Genomic DNA, 13,809 nt, shown 5'->3' with positions numbered 1-13,809 from the left:
GTTTAAAGATTTTCATTCTTTTATTTTGTCCTCCGTAACCCACCCCCCGTCCTCCGAATAGTCTATAGTAGAAGACGTATTTGGAGGCGCACTATGAAGAAGATAAGCGTACGGGGCGGCTATAGTCTGCATGGGCAGGTTAAAGTGCAAGGATCCAAAAATTCGGTGCTGCCGATTTTGGCGGCGTCCGTGCTGACAGCCGATGAGGTAATGCTGGAAAACTGTCCCCATATTTTAGACGTAGAGACAATGGTAGAGATCTTGAGAGCACAGGGATGTCACGTTATGATTGACGGATCCCAGATCCGCGTCAGGGCCAACACGATGGATACCGTCCGGATTCCAGCAGACCTCGTGCACAAAATGCGATCCTCCATCATCCTGATGGGAGCGGTTTTGGCCCGTATGGGAGAGGTGCTCATTTCCTACCCGGGAGGCTGCTCCATAGGGAACCGGCCCATCAACTACCACCTGAAAGCACTCCGCCGTCTTGGCTATTCCGTGGAAGAAGAGCACGGAGAGATACGCTGTAGCGGAAAAGCAAAGGGTGGTGTGATCAATCTAGACTTTCCCAGCGTAGGCGCCACTGAGAATATTATGTTAGCGGGGGTATTCGCCGAGGGGACTGTCTATATCTGCAATGCGGCAAAAGAGCCGGAGATCGTGGACCTGGCCAATATGCTTGGCGCCATGGGAGCGCGGGTGAGCGGGGCAGGAACGGATATTATCACGATCCAGGGGGTCAGCCGGCTGCACGGAGTTCGCTATCCCATCATACCGGATCGGATCGTGGCGGGCACCTACTTAATCGCCGCAGCGGCCACAGGCGGCTCCGTCGAGCTTACCAATGTACGGACAGCGGATTTGGTTGCGCTGTTGGAAAAGCTTAAAGAGATGAACTGTACGGTTCTTGATTGCGGAACAGAGGTGAGCCTTATAGCGCCTGCCTCGCTGATGCCCACAGATATCCAAACGCTACCCCACCCGGGATTTCCAACGGATTTGCAAGCGCCCTTGATGACGATGATGACTCAGGCGGCGGGAACGAGTATCGTTCGGGAAACGATTTTTGAGGCTCGATATAAGCATGTGCCGGAGTTGATTCGCATGGGTGCCGACATCGCGGTGGAGGGACAGATCGCCGTGGTTCGGGGCAAGACGCCGCTGAAAGGCGCCAATGTCAGCGCTATGGATTTGCGAGGGGGAGCGGCATTAGTTTTGGCTGGCCTTTGCGCAGAGGGCGAGACACAGATTTTTCAGCCGGAGCATATCGAGCGGGGCTATGAACACATTGTAGAAGACTTGAGGTCACTGGGCGCACAAATTGATGAAGGATAGAGGAGCGTAAAAACCAATGGCAAAAGTATTGCGAATCGGATACGAGGGACCTAAACGTAGACATCGGGCAGGTAAAATACTATTGTGTATACTGCTGGTGCTCCTGCTGGCATTACTTTTTTTGAACAGCAGCTTTTTTGCCATATCGCAGGTGACAGTAGAGGGCAACCAGCAGGTCACCAAAGAGACAATTATGGATAATTTAAACATCGTCGAGGGGACAAATATGTTCCGCTATCTGCTCAACAACTGGAAGGCGGACCATACCATGGATCCAAAGATCGATACGGCAGATGTATACTTGAACTGGCCCAACGCCATCACTGTCCAGGTGACGGAGAGAACGACGGTTGGATATGTTCCCCATATGGGCACGTATCTCTGCGTGGATAAAAATGGGTATGTGCTTGACAGCACATATTATCTGGAGGAGGAGCTTCCCATCGTGCAGGGCGTGCGAATCGAGAGCTACAGATTGGGGGAAGTGTTGAATACAAAGGATTCGGACCGGTATGAGTTGGTGTTGGAGATCTGCGCGATTCTCCAGAAATACTCCCTTACAAAACAGATCGTGGAGATCAATGTCAGCAATTTGGACGCGATCATGCTGTACACCACCAACCTGGATATCAGCTGTGGGAGTTTTGACAATTTTGACCAAAAGATGGTAGCGGTGGGGAAGATGCTGGAAAATGATGAGAATATAGCGGGAATCCTGCATGTTGAAGATCTTACCAAACAGGTCTATATCGAGAATAAATTATAAATTTTTGTTAAAAAAGCAGAAAATTTTTATATTCGTCTTGATTTATTCCTCAAAAGATATTATTATATAAGAAACAACGCGAGGGAGCGTAAAAGGAGGAACTGTATGTTGGAGTTTGATGTGAACGACACGATGGATACGGGGGATGGCAACGCACAGATAAAAGTCATCGGTGTCGGGGGCGGCGGCAACAATGCGGTCGACCGAATGATCCAAGATAACTTACAGGGAGCAGAATTCCTGATTATTAATACAGATAAACAAGTCCTGTTTCGGAGCAAAGCGCCGAATAAACTGTTAATCGGAGAAAAATTGACTCGTGGGCTGGGAGCTGGAGCCCGCCCAGAAATTGGACAAAAGGCCGCAGAGGAGAGTGCGGAGGAGATTAAGAAGGCTGTGGCCGGAGCCGACATGGTGTTTATCACCGCGGGTATGGGCGGTGGCACCGGAACGGGCGCCGCGCCGGTGGTCGCCAGAATCGCAAAGGAATTGGGGATTCTGACAGTGGGCGTCGTCACAAAGCCCTTTCGGTTTGAGGGCGCAAAGAAGATGCGGGCGGCTGAAGCTGGGATTGAGCAGCTGGGGCAGAACGTTGACACCCTGATCGCCATATCGAATGATCGTCTGTTGGATGTGGCGGACAAGCGCACCACGATGCAGGACGCTTTCCGCATGGCGGACAATGTACTTCGCCAAGGCGTGCAAGGGATCTCCGACCTGATCTACCGTCCCGGCGTTATCAACCTGGACTTTGCCGATGTCAAGACCATTATGGAGAATAAAGGAATCGCCCACATGGGAATCGGCCGTGCTCAGGGCGACGACAAAGCGGAAACGGCTGCGAAGATGGCGATTTCTTCTCCCCTGCTGGACACGACAATCAACGGCGCTCGCGGCGTCCTGATCAATGTGTGTGGCGGCCCGGACCTGGGGCTTTTGGAGGTAACCACAGTCCCGGATCTGATCAGCGAGTTCGTCGATCCAGACGCGGAGATTATTTTCGGTACCTCCATCGACGATACCCTTGAGGATGAAGTGATCGTAACCGTGATCGCGACAGATTTTGAAAGTGAGACGGCGATGCTGCGGGATCAGGCAAAATCTGTCGAGAAATCGGCTGCCAAGTCGAGCCAGCCGGAGAAGGCGGCTCCTAAACCGCAGGCGAAGCAGAGTTACACCTCTTATGATGAGGAGGAACCGGTGACGGAATCCCATGAATCCAGAGGGACAAGCAGTGGAGCCTCCTATGGGACGACTCATTCGCAGCGGGAGGATACACGGCAGGAGGAGTACCGCGCTCATAATAACCAGGCGGATTCCAAGGAAGCCATCGATATCCCCATCGATATTCCGGTATTTCTGCAGAGGCGAAAGCGGCGATAGAGGAATTGCTAATGAAAAAGAAAGATGTGATAATTTGTCACATCTTTTTTTGTTGCCTCGGACAGGGAATGACAAAAAATAAAAATGGAATATGGTATACTGTAACCTAGAATCAGGGTAAAGCGTTGGGAAAGGAGATGGCCATGGTCATTTATTTGGATGTCTATTTTTTTATCAACTTCCTGGCGGATGCGCTCTTGTTAAAATTGGTCCAAAAAAGTATGGGACAGATGCGAAAAAATCGCTGGATTTTGCTCGGCGCTGCGGTTGGAGGGGGAGGCGCTTGCTGTCTGTTGCTCTGCCGAGGCCATCAATTTTGGGAGATGGCTGGCTGTCTGCTGCTGGCGATGCTGATGTGCTGGGTAAGCTTCGGCTGGAAGAATGGAAAAACCTTTCTCCGAGAACTGCTAGTTTTATATGGATTTGGGCTGTTGCTGGGCGGAGCTCTGGGCGCCATCGCGACGCGGTGGCCGTACGGGATTGTGAAGGAGGCGGCCCAGCGCCATACGGGGTATTTACCCTTGGCCGTGTGGCTGGCTGCGGTATTTGGGTGTTATGGTGTGCTTCGCCTATTTATGAAGCTGTATGGGGAATATCGGATTCGTCCACAGAAACTGAAGGTCACCATCGTATGGGGGGATAGGCGCTGGGAGTTGACAGGGATCGTGGATACCGGCAACACACTGCGAAATCCGGGCAGCGGGGAACCGGTCATCGTCGTCCAGAAAGATATCCTGGAGTCGGAGGGGCTTGACAGCTTCTTGATGGCATCCGGCGGCGAGGTGGCGGCCGGTTTATGTGTAATTCCGTATCAGGCAGTCGGGAAAAAAAGCGGTGTGCTGTTGGGGTTCCGGCCAGATTATGTAATGGTTGGAAACAGGCGAAACGTCAATACGGTTGTGGCGCTGACAGATCAGGTATTCGATACAGAGGAAGACTATCAGGTCCTGCTGCATCCAGATCTGACCAACGACGTTTGAGGATAAAACGTGAGGGATAATTTTGGAATGATAGGAGAGTTGCAGCGATGATGTCATGGTTTGTGGAATGGATCAAACATATGTGGGGCAGCAATGCTCAGCCGCGGGGAATTTTTTATATCGGAGGGAGTGACATTCTCCCGACACCGCTGGAACCGGAGGAAGAGCGGGAATGGCTTGGCAAGCTGGCCGGAGAGGGAGAGGAAAAGGAAGAAGCGAAGCAGGTTCTGATTGAGCGGAACCTTCGTCTCGTCGTGTACATTGCAAAAAAATTTGAGAATACGGGCATCAACGTGGAGGACCTGATTTCCATTGGAACCATCGGGTTGATCAAGGCAATCAATACTTTCAATCCTGACAAAAAAATAAAGCTGGCGACATATGCATCCCGTTGTATTGAAAATGAAATTCTGATGTACTTGCGGCGCAACAATCGGATTAAGACGGAGGTCTCCATCGATGAGCCGCTGAATGTGGACTGGGATGGCAATGAACTTTTGCTCTCCGACATTCTGGGCAGCGACCAGGATGTGATTTCCAGAAGAATGGAAGATGAAATCGATAAAGAACTTTTATTGAAATCTCTGGAAATCTTGAATCAGCGAGAGCGCGCCATTGTGGAGCTTCGGTTTGGCCTCAAATCGGGTGGCCGCGAAAAGACACAAAAAGAAGTCGCAGATCTGTTGGGGATTTCCCAGTCCTATATCTCGCGATTGGAAAAAAAGATTATGAAGCGGCTACAGAAAGAAATCATCCGAATGCTTTGATTTTCCATAAGTTACCGCTGGCTAGAAAGCGGTAGCCTGTGTATAAAATCCTTTTGGCGGGCAATCCTCTTTAGTGAAGGATGTAACGCGGGAGGAATGAAAATGGCCATGAACAAGGTTGAGATTTGCGGCGTCAATACGGCGAAATTGCCAGTGTTGACCCATGAAGAAAAGGAAAAACTGTTTGAAAGAATTCAGCAGGGTGACAAGGCCGCGCGCGATGAATATATCAATGGTAATTTACGGCTGGTGTTGAGCATCATTCAGCGCTTTCACAATAGGGGCGAGTACGCGGATGACCTTTTCCAAGTCGGATGTGTAGGGCTGATCAAGGCCATTGACAATTTTGATGTAACCCAGAATGTCCGCTTTTCCACGTATGCGGTTCCCATGATCATCGGAGAGATCCGGAGGTATCTGCGGGACAATAATGCAATCCGAGTCAGCCGTTCGCTTCGAGATACGGCCTATAGAGCTTTGCAGGTTCGAGAGCGTATGACGAGGGAGAACGGAAAAGAGCCGACGATTCAAGAAATTGCAAAGGAGATGGATATGGCAAAGGAGGATGTGGTCTTTGCCATGGATGCCATCCAGGACCCGATTTCTCTGTATGAGCCCGTGTTCCATGAAGATGGGGATGCCCTCTACGTAATGGACCAGATTAAGGATGAGAAAAGCGGCAACGACACGTGGCTGGAGAATATCGCCCTGGGGGAGGCCATGAAGAAGCTTGGAACTAGGGAGAAAAAGATTCTGAACCTTCGATTCTTTCAGGGCAAGACTCAGATGGAGGTATCGGCGGAGGTTGGAATCAGCCAAGCTCAAGTCTCCCGAATCGAGAAAACAGCTCTTAAGCAAATGCGAAAATATTTATAATAGAGGAGCGCTCCATCAAAGCCAGATTTGGGGAGCGCTCTTCTATTATGTAGCCTCCACATGCATAAGGGCATACATGGTCAGAAGGATATAAATGGAACAGGCGACTTGCAGGAGAATCGTTCCAATCTGAAAAACGAGTATCGCTGAAAATAAAACGGAAAAAATGGAGAATAGAAATAGAAGCGCTTGACAGAGCTGAACGAGCTTCGCGCGGATTAACCAACCACTGCGGATTTCATCCGGAAGCTGCTTCATAAGGACGGCCAGCAGAGAAAAGACGACCAGCAATTCGGCTACTGGAAGCAGAATATAGAGCAGGAGAGCGATCCCAGGACTGGACGCGGGAAAGTAGGAGAGACAGCTCAAAAAAAGTCCAACCGCGGATAGGCAAACCGTTCGAATCCCACCTGAACATTTGCGGTTGTAAACCAAAAGACTGATACTGATTAAACCATATCCCACCGCGTCGGGAACGATGTCCACCGTCCCCACAATAGGATCCAGGTAGATGGCAAGCAGTCCTAAGATTGTAAGCATGGGAGCCCCCCTCTTTCATAGCGCGCCGCATTCTGAGCACGCGACGCCGCCGTTCATTTTAAGTTTTAATTTTAGCATGAGAGAATGAACTTGGCAAGCTGAGAATTTTAACATTTTGAAAACATTTCCTGCATACCATACTAGGGGAGGTGTTTCGGATGGTCCGGATTTATGATATGAAGCAGAAGGAAGTCGTCAATATCCGGGACGGATGCCGGCTTGGCTTTATTTGCGATATCGAGGTCGATTTGACGGATGGGATGATAAAAAATATTATCGTTCCCGGGCAAGGAAAGCTATTTGGAATTCTAGGGCGGGAGATGGAATATGTCATTGCCTGGTGCCAGATTTGTAAAATCGGAGCGGATATCATTCTAGTGGATATTGATACAAATAAGTGCCTGAAGGAATGCTGCTATTAAAGAAGAAAGGATCGCGGGGGCGGTCCTTTTTGTATGGAGTAAAAGAAAATTCCTAAGGACGTTACGAAAGGAAGAGCGTATGTGTTATAAGAGGAAGAGAGCTAATCGATCTTAAAAGGTAGGAGGGGAAGTATGAAAAAAAAGTGTATCATGATTGTCATTCTAGTGGTTCTGCTAGTGGGGGGAGCGGGTACCGGAATCTGGTTTGCCTTAGGTCCGGGTGCGGCGCCGGCGAGTAGCAGTTCCAAAGTCTATGTCGAGTCGATTTCCTCAGTCATGGGACTCAATACGAGCGCGGGAATGCAGAATCGGTATGCTGGGGTGGTGGAACCGCAGAAGACACTGGCGGTTCAGTTGGATTCCTCTAAGACGGTGAAGGAACTTCTGGTCCAGGAGGGGCAGGAGGTAGAAGTCGGAACCCCACTGTTTATCTATGACGTGGAGGATCAGAGGATGTCTCTAGAACAGGGAAATCTTGAACTGGAGAGGATTGTCAACAGCATCGCGTCTCTTCAAAAGGAAGTCGAAGACCTGGAAAAGGAGAAGAAAAACGCGGATAAGGATGCACAGCTCTTCTACACCACGGAGATCCAAAACCGGCAGATGAGTATTAAGCAGGAAGAATACAACAAAAAGGTTAAAGAGCTTGAGCTGGTAAATATTCAAAAGGACATTGACAATGCGCAAGTTACGGCGGAAATGGCGGGCGTGATCCAGAAGATTAACGAGAATCCTGGACAGAATGGGGGATATTATACCGATGAATCTTCCCAGGCCTATATCACCATTCTTGCGACTGGAGAGTATCGCATTAAAGGGACAATCAATGAACAAAACATGTATGACATCGCCGTTGGGCAGCCGGTACTCATTCGGTCGCGCGTGCAGGCGGGTGTGACCTGGACAGGAACCATCACGGAGATTGATATGGGCAATCCTCAGAACAGTGGCTCCAACTCTATGGGAGTCGCTGTCGGTATGGACGGAGGAATGCAACAATCCTCCAGTTATCCCTTTTACATTGCGCTGGATTCCTTTGACGGCTTAATGCTAGGGCAGCATGTCACCATCGAATTGGATCAGGGACAGCTAGAGACGAAGGAAGGCGTCTGGATCGGGGATTGGTACGCATTTACCGAAGGGGAGCAGTTTTATGTATGGGTGGCCGGAAAGAAGGACAGGATTGAGAAGCGAGCTGTCACCTTTGGAGACTATGACGAAATGTTGGGTCTGCACCAGATTGTGGACGGGCTGAGTCTGGACGATTGGATTGCGTTCCCCGAGGATTGGATTGAAGAGGGGATGTCCATAACCAAAACCATGGAGGAGGCGGGGGAACCCGGCGCTGAGATAGGGGGCGTACCCGAATGATTTTAAACTTACAAAACATTTATAAGAATTATTCCCAGGGCAAGCTGGAAGTCTCGGTCTTAAAGGATGTATCCTTACAGGTCCAGGAGGGGGAATATGTGGCGATCATGGGGCCTTCCGGCTCTGGGAAGACGACGCTGATGAATATTATTGGCTGCCTGGATAAGCCCACTTCCGGGACCTATACTCTGGCGGAGAAAGATATTCTGCGCCAGAATGATCGAGAGATGGCACGGACGAGGAATCAGCTGATTGGATTTGTCTTTCAGAATTTTAATTTGCTTCCGAGGCAAACCGCTCTAGAGAATGTGGAGCTCCCATTAGTGTATGCGGGGGTTTCGAAGAGGGAAAGGCGGCGGATTGCGAGGGAGGCGCTGGTCCGCGTTGGCCTGGAGGAGAGAATCAACTTTCAGCCGACACAATTGTCAGGGGGACAGCAGCAGCGCGTGGCGATTGCGAGGGCTATCGCCAATCATCCTAAAGTGCTACTGGCGGATGAGCCCACAGGCGCCCTGGATACCAAGTCGGGGGAGCAGGTTATGGAGCTTTTCCACAAACTGAATGAAGAAGGTGTCACCATCGTGATGATCACCCATGAATCCGCGATTGCGGATCATGCGCGGAGAATTCTGTCGATTCGAGATGGCGAGATCGTGCAGGAGAGAGCAGGAGGCGGCGCAGCATGAAAAAAATCATTGTCTCGATTGTTGTCGCGGTACTGGTCGTCGGCGCCGTGGGAGGCGGAATCTGGGCGTACCGGTACAATAAGGACAGTCATCTTGTAGCGGAAGTCATGCCATTTTCGTATATCGGGTACATCGGAAGCTGGTATGAGTCAGGTGAAACAACCTATGGTGTGGTACAAAGCAGCATGACCCAGGATATATATCTGGACTCGCAGAAACTTTTGAATGAGATTCTGGTTCAGCCAGGCGATGCGGTGGATGTGGGCACGCCGATCCTGTCCTATGATGCAACGCTGGTGGAATTGGAATTGGAGAGTAAGAGATTGCAGATCTCTACCATGGAGCTTCAGCTGCAAAAGCTGGAAAAAGAGTTACAAGAGCTGAACAATACAAAACCTGTGGCCGCGGCGGCGGCCTATGTGGAGAATGGAGATAAGGCACTATCATTGACCGGCGGGACACCTTCGCAGAGTGTGCCGGTCGGTTCAGAGGAACCCCAGGATAGCGGCGCTATGGATCCGGCAACGGTGCTTGACGAAAATGCCCAGCCTCTGGATGGGGATGGCTCAGAAGAGTCACCCTACCGGTTTTTGATACCCGATACTGCTCAGATTACGGGCCGTCATATCCTCGACTTCTGGGGTTACGGGCAGGATGGAGAGTTGACGGAGGCTCTAGGTTTTTGCCGCTATGAGCATTATGAGGCGGACGATCCAGAGGGCACGCTTCTCTATGCCTGGACATTTTCGGGAAAGGATCTGGAATCCGCCGTGGATCCGGCATCAAACGTAAATCTGTCCATCTCGGTCAGAGCTTTGGAGAATGGAGTTGTCGAGATTGCGATTGCACAGGAAGTGCTTCCATGTGCGGGAACAGTGCAGCTGAATATCGGCCCGTATTTCGGGAGCGGCGCTCTGACAATGGTAGGGGGTGGCGAGAGTCAACAGATCGTGGCGACAGGCGATACTTACATCACCTTTCAGGCAAAGGCGGGGGGTGTGTATCGATTGCAGGATTCAGCGATGCCAGAGCCAGAGCCGCTTCCCGAGCCGGAACCAGGGCCCATCGGACCTACCAAAGATGAATTGGCGACGCTGATTCGGGAGAAAGAAGATGAGATTCGGGATCTAGCCTTAGAGAAAAAGTTGCAGGAGTTAGAGCTTGCCAAGATGGAGAAGAGACAATCGGACTGCACGGTGGTCAGCAAAGTCAAAGGAACGGTCAAGTCCGTAGGTGATCCTGAGATTCATGACGGTTCTCCGCTGGTGGTGCTAGCGGGAGAGGAAGGCTTCTACCTGGCAGGAACCATCAGCGAGCTCCAATTGGAATCTGTAGGTGTGGGGCAGGAGATCAGCATCCAATCTTGGACATCCGGTATGGTCTATATAGGGACAATCACCGAGATACAGGACTATCCCACCTCCGGAAATGAGTACTATGGAGGAAATCCCAATGTTTCGTATTATCCCTTTCAGGCGTATATTGAGGAATCAGAAGGGTTGACGGAATGGGAGACTGTCGAGGTCTCCATGACGGGTCAAGCACCGGGCGCCTCTGACATCATGTTTTTAGACAAATCCTATGTGCGAGAGGAAAATGGGCAGAAGTATGTTCTAGTCGCTGGCGACGATGATCGCCTGGAAAAACGTTACATTAAGACGGGAAGAGTCTTGTACGGATCCCAGATTGAAGTGTTGGAGGGGATCTCCGAGTCCGATCGCTTTGCATTTCCATATGGCTCCACGGCTAAAGAGAACGTTCGTGTGAAGGACTGTGATATGAACTATGGGTTCAGATAAGGGGGATATCAGTGTTAGAAAATATTCGACTTTCATTCCAAGGAATATGGGCTCACAAAATGCGTTCTTTCCTGACGATGCTGGGAATCATCATTGGAATCGCCTCCATCATCGCCATCGTGTCCACTATCAAAGGCACCAATGAGCAGATCAAGCAGAACGTCATCGGGGCAGGGAATAACGCAGTTCAGATCCAGCTTTATCAGGGAGACTACGAGATTGAGCCAGCCTATACGGAGATCCCGAGCAAGATTCCGGTCATTACAGAAGAGGTTCGGCAGCAGATCGAGGCATTTCCCGAGGTGGAGGAAGCGTCTTTGGTTTACCGCCGGCAGGAATATGACACGGTGTACAATGTGGGAACCAGTCTGGCAGGGGGAGAGGTTCTGGGAATCGATACGCATTATCTTTCTGTCTATGGATATAAGGTTGCAAAGGGCCGGCTTTTCGTTGATCGAGACTATGATTCGTTCCGCAAGGTTGCAATCTTAGATACGACAGCGTCAGAGACTCTGTTCCCAGAGGGAAATCCTCTTGGCAAAACGGTAGAGATTAAAGGAGAGCCTTTCGTCGTCGTCGGTCTTGTGGAGCAGTTGCAGGAGTTTCAGCCTGTCATTAACAGTCAGGAAGACTATTACATGTATGTGCAGAATCAATCGGGCAAGGTATTCCTGCCTTCGTCTGTTTGGCCGATTTTGTACCGCTATGATGAGCCTCAGATGGTTGTGGCAAGAGCTGCCAGCACAGATGATATGACGGCGGCGGGCAAGAAGACGGCGGATCTTCTCAATGCCAATGCCGGCATTGATACCAATAATGAGGAGGATACCATCCGCTATAAAGGGCAGGATTTGCTGCAAAGGGCTAAAGAACTGCAAGAGCTCAGTGCCTCCACCAATCAGCAGCTAATTTGGATTGCCAGTATATCTCTATTAGTGGGTGGTATCGGAGTTATGAACATCATGTTGGTGTCTGTCACAGAGAGGACAAGAGAAATTGGATTGAAGAAAGCGATTGGAGCGCGAAAGAGAAAAATTCTGGCCCAGTTTCTGACGGAAGCGGCCGTGTTAACGAGCCTAGGCGGTCTTTTGGGTGCTGCGGGCGGCATCGGCTTGGCGCAGATTGTGTCGAGAGTTTCAGAATCACCAGTCTCCATCAGCGTACCCGCCATGGTTTTTTCCGTTGTATTTTCCATGTTGATTGGAATTTTGTTTGGTCTGCTACCGTCGGTCAAGGCGGCGAATCTGAATCCTATCGAAGCGCTGCGATATGAATAGCAGGGGAGGCTCTCAATGAATATGCAGGCTTTTGAGTTGAGGTTCGGGGGGCGTTTGGCAACCACGATGATTTACTGACTCTATATGTAGGGGAATTACGGATTGGGCAAGGCTCAATCCTTTTTTTGATTTCATTATGATGAAGGGCCCGGCGTGGAGAAAGGGGAGAAAATGGGTCAGAGAAGAGGGCTGGCCCAAGGAAAATGCCCGCCGGTGAGGGAGTCACGAGAGGGGGCGGCGTGGAGAAAGGGGAGAAAAGGGGTCAGAGGAGAGGGGCGGCCAAAGAAAATGCCCGCCGGTAGAGAAAGTCACGAGAGGAGCCGGCGTGGAGAAAGGGGAGAAAAGGGGTCAGAGGAGAGGGCTGGGCCAAAGAAAATGCCCGCCGGTGAGGGAGCCACAAGAGGAGCCGGCGTGGAGAAAGGGGAGAAAAGGGGTCAGAGGAGAGGGCTGGGCCAAAGAAAATGCCCGCCGGTGAGGGGAGTCACGAGAGGATCCGGCGTGGAGAAAGGGGAGAAAAGGGGTCAGAGGAGAGGGGCGGCCAAAGAAAATGCCCGCCGGTAGAGGGAGCCACAAGAGGATCCGGCGTGGAGAAAGGGGAGAAAAGGGGTCAGAGGAGAGGGCTGGCCCAAGAAAAATGCCCGCCGGTGAGGGAGCCACAAGAGGAGCCGGCGTGGAGAAAGGGGAGAAAAGGGGGCAGAGAAGAGGGGCGGCCAAAGAAAATGCCCGCCGGTGAGGGAGTCACGAGAGGAGCCGGCGTGGAGAAAGGGGAGAAAAGGGGTTAGGGGCGGCCAAAGAAAATGCCCGCCGGTAGAGAAAGTCACGAGAGGAGCCGGCGTGGAGAAAGGAAGAAAAGAGGCCAAAGGAGAGGGCCAGTCCAAGGAAAATGCCCGCCGGTGAGGGGAGTCACGAGAGGGGGCGGCGTGGAGAAAGGGGAGAAAGAGGGCCAGAGGAGAGGGCCAGGCCAAAGAAAATGCCCGCCGGTGAGGGTAGTCACAAGAGGAGCCGGCGTGGAGAAAGAGGAGAAAAGGGGTCAGAGAAGAGGGCTGGCCCAAGGAAAATGCCCGCCGGTAGAGGGAGTCACGAGAGGAGCCGGCGTGGAGAAGGGAAGAAAAGAGGGCCAGAGGAGAGGGCCAGGCCAAAGAAAATGCCCGCCGGTGAGGGAGCCACGAGAGGGCCCGGCGTGGAGAAGGGGAGAAAAGGGGTCAGAGGAGAGGGCCGGCCCAAGAAAAATGCCCGCCGGTAGAGGGAGTCACAAGAGGATCCGGCGTGGAGAAGGGGGGAGAAAAGGGGTCAGAGAAGAGGGCCAGCCCAAGGAAAATGCCCGCCGGTAGAGAAAGTCGCGAGAGGGAGCCGGCGTGGAAAAGGGGAGAAAAGGGGCCAGAGGAGAGGGCCGGCTCAAGGAAAATGCCCGCCGGTAAAGAGAACGAAAGAGAGACCGAATATCGTGCCAAATCCCATTTCACTGGAGATGATTCCCACACAGTTCCGTCCCGCGAAAAGCGCTTGCGAAGCGGGCTGAAAGCTGATATAATAAGATCCCAAACTTCATTCAGGAGCGTGATGTCCATGACCCCCTATGTCAATCCCTCTCAACTTCCCTCCCT

At 51.4% G+C, this 13,809-nt stretch carries 15 protein-coding genes; 14 read left to right on the top strand and 1 reads right to left on the bottom strand.

All coding sequences use genetic code 11. The features are described 5' to 3' along the window. Positions 1–93 precede the first annotated feature (93 nt). The 6 genes from murA to sigG all read left to right on the top strand — a co-directional run bounded on the left by murA (position 94) and on the right by sigG (position 6,110). On the top strand, positions 94–1,338 hold the full coding sequence (murA, locus tag H8730_RS09690; protein ID WP_177715254.1) for a UDP-N-acetylglucosamine 1-carboxyvinyltransferase: 1,245 nt from the start codon (positions 94–96) through the stop codon (positions 1,336–1,338). A gap of 16 nt (positions 1,339–1,354) precedes the next feature. Further along, positions 1,355–2,104 (top strand): cell division protein FtsQ/DivIB, encoded by a 750-nt coding sequence (locus H8730_RS09685; RefSeq protein ID WP_177715252.1) that lies wholly within the window; start codon positions 1,355–1,357, stop codon positions 2,102–2,104. Between the two features lie 105 nt (positions 2,105–2,209). After that, on the top strand, positions 2,210–3,487 hold the full coding sequence (gene ftsZ / locus H8730_RS09680; RefSeq protein WP_249289761.1) for a cell division protein FtsZ: 1,278 nt from the start codon (positions 2,210–2,212) through the stop codon (positions 3,485–3,487). 143 nt (positions 3,488–3,630) lie between these two features. Then, a complete protein-coding gene (locus H8730_RS09675; protein WP_249289760.1) occupies positions 3,631–4,467 on the top strand; it encodes a sigma-E processing peptidase SpoIIGA in 837 nt (278 codons plus the stop codon). A gap of 50 nt (positions 4,468–4,517) precedes the next feature. After that, complete coding sequence (gene sigE, locus H8730_RS09670; RefSeq protein ID WP_249289788.1) at positions 4,518–5,234, top strand: RNA polymerase sporulation sigma factor SigE; 717 nt, start codon at positions 4,518–4,520, stop codon at positions 5,232–5,234. A 102-nt stretch (positions 5,235–5,336) separates the two neighbouring features. After that, positions 5,337–6,110, top strand: a complete 774-nt coding sequence (gene sigG, locus H8730_RS09665) for an RNA polymerase sporulation sigma factor SigG (RefSeq protein WP_177715244.1) — start codon at positions 5,337–5,339, stop codon at positions 6,108–6,110. A gap of 45 nt (positions 6,111–6,155) precedes the next feature. Here the strand turns inward: sigG and H8730_RS09660 are convergent, their stop codons facing one another. After that, entirely contained in the window at positions 6,156–6,650 is a 495-nt protein-coding gene (locus H8730_RS09660; protein ID WP_177715242.1) for a hypothetical protein, read from the bottom strand. A gap of 158 nt (positions 6,651–6,808) precedes the next feature. Between H8730_RS09660 and H8730_RS09655 the strand changes: the two genes are divergently transcribed. The 8 genes from H8730_RS09655 to H8730_RS09620 form a co-directional block, all read left to right on the top strand. After that, positions 6,809–7,072: a YlmC/YmxH family sporulation protein gene (locus H8730_RS09655; RefSeq protein ID WP_177715241.1), complete on the top strand. Its 264-nt coding sequence runs from the start codon at positions 6,809–6,811 to the stop codon at positions 7,070–7,072. A gap of 132 nt (positions 7,073–7,204) precedes the next feature. Then, positions 7,205–8,443, top strand: a complete 1,239-nt coding sequence (locus H8730_RS09650) for an efflux RND transporter periplasmic adaptor subunit (RefSeq protein ID WP_249289759.1) — start codon at positions 7,205–7,207, stop codon at positions 8,441–8,443. After that, positions 8,440–9,129 carry an ABC transporter ATP-binding protein gene (locus H8730_RS09645; RefSeq protein WP_283243933.1) on the top strand — a complete coding sequence of 230 codons (690 nt, stop codon included), beginning with the start codon at positions 8,440–8,442 and terminating at the stop codon, positions 9,127–9,129. The genes H8730_RS09650 and H8730_RS09645 overlap by 4 nt, the downstream gene beginning before the upstream one ends. Next, entirely contained in the window at positions 9,126–10,928 is a 1,803-nt protein-coding gene (locus H8730_RS09640; protein ID WP_249289758.1) for an efflux RND transporter periplasmic adaptor subunit, read from the top strand. Before H8730_RS09645 ends, H8730_RS09640 begins: the two co-directional genes overlap by 4 nt. A gap of 11 nt (positions 10,929–10,939) precedes the next feature. Beyond that, positions 10,940–12,205, top strand: coding sequence for an ABC transporter permease (locus H8730_RS09635; RefSeq protein ID WP_249289757.1), 1,266 nt, complete (start codon positions 10,940–10,942; stop codon positions 12,203–12,205). A gap of 288 nt (positions 12,206–12,493) precedes the next feature. Continuing rightward, positions 12,494–12,766 (top strand): hypothetical protein, encoded by a 273-nt coding sequence (locus H8730_RS09630; RefSeq protein ID WP_249289756.1) that lies wholly within the window; start codon positions 12,494–12,496, stop codon positions 12,764–12,766. Positions 12,767–12,789: 23 nt separating this feature from the next. Beyond that, positions 12,790–12,987 (top strand): hypothetical protein, encoded by a 198-nt coding sequence (locus tag H8730_RS09625; protein WP_249289755.1) that lies wholly within the window; start codon positions 12,790–12,792, stop codon positions 12,985–12,987. Positions 12,988–13,471: 484 nt separating this feature from the next. Then, positions 13,472–13,809, top strand: a 338-nt coding sequence (locus H8730_RS09620) for a hypothetical protein (protein ID WP_249289754.1), incomplete at its 3' end; no start/stop codon positions are given.

This window comes from Bianquea renquensis (assembly GCF_014384895.1).
Classification (GTDB): Bacteria; Bacillota; Clostridia; order Lachnospirales; family Bianqueaceae; genus Bianquea; species Bianquea renquensis.
The sequence above is the reverse complement of the archived record's forward strand: the minus strand, read 5'-3'. Positions and strand labels throughout refer to the sequence as shown.

Bases quoted from the DNA above. Each gene is read 5' to 3' on its own strand.
- ftsZ (WP_249289761.1), top strand. From the start codon at position 2,210: ATGTTGGAGTTTGATGTGAACGACACGATGGATACGGGGGATGGCAAC.
- sigE (WP_249289788.1), top strand. From the start codon at position 4,518: ATGTCATGGTTTGTGGAATGGATCAAACATATGTGGGGCAGCAATGCT.
- murA (WP_177715254.1), top strand. From the start codon at position 94: ATGAAGAAGATAAGCGTACGGGGCGGCTATAGTCTGCATGGGCAGGTT.
- H8730_RS09675 (WP_249289760.1), top strand. From the start codon at position 3,631: ATGGTCATTTATTTGGATGTCTATTTTTTTATCAACTTCCTGGCGGAT.
- H8730_RS09630 (WP_249289756.1), top strand. From the start codon at position 12,494: ATGCCCGCCGGTAGAGAAAGTCACGAGAGGAGCCGGCGTGGAGAAAGG.
- H8730_RS09685 (WP_177715252.1), top strand. From the start codon at position 1,355: ATGGCAAAAGTATTGCGAATCGGATACGAGGGACCTAAACGTAGACAT.
- H8730_RS09650 (WP_249289759.1), top strand. From the start codon at position 7,205: ATGAAAAAAAAGTGTATCATGATTGTCATTCTAGTGGTTCTGCTAGTG.
- H8730_RS09660 (WP_177715242.1), bottom strand. From the start codon at position 6,650: ATGCTTACAATCTTAGGACTGCTTGCCATCTACCTGGATCCTATTGTG.
- H8730_RS09640 (WP_249289758.1), top strand. From the start codon at position 9,126: ATGAAAAAAATCATTGTCTCGATTGTTGTCGCGGTACTGGTCGTCGGC.
- H8730_RS09645 (WP_283243933.1), top strand. From the start codon at position 8,440: ATGATTTTAAACTTACAAAACATTTATAAGAATTATTCCCAGGGCAAG.
- sigG (WP_177715244.1), top strand. From the start codon at position 5,337: ATGGCCATGAACAAGGTTGAGATTTGCGGCGTCAATACGGCGAAATTG.
- H8730_RS09655 (WP_177715241.1), top strand. From the start codon at position 6,809: ATGGTCCGGATTTATGATATGAAGCAGAAGGAAGTCGTCAATATCCGG.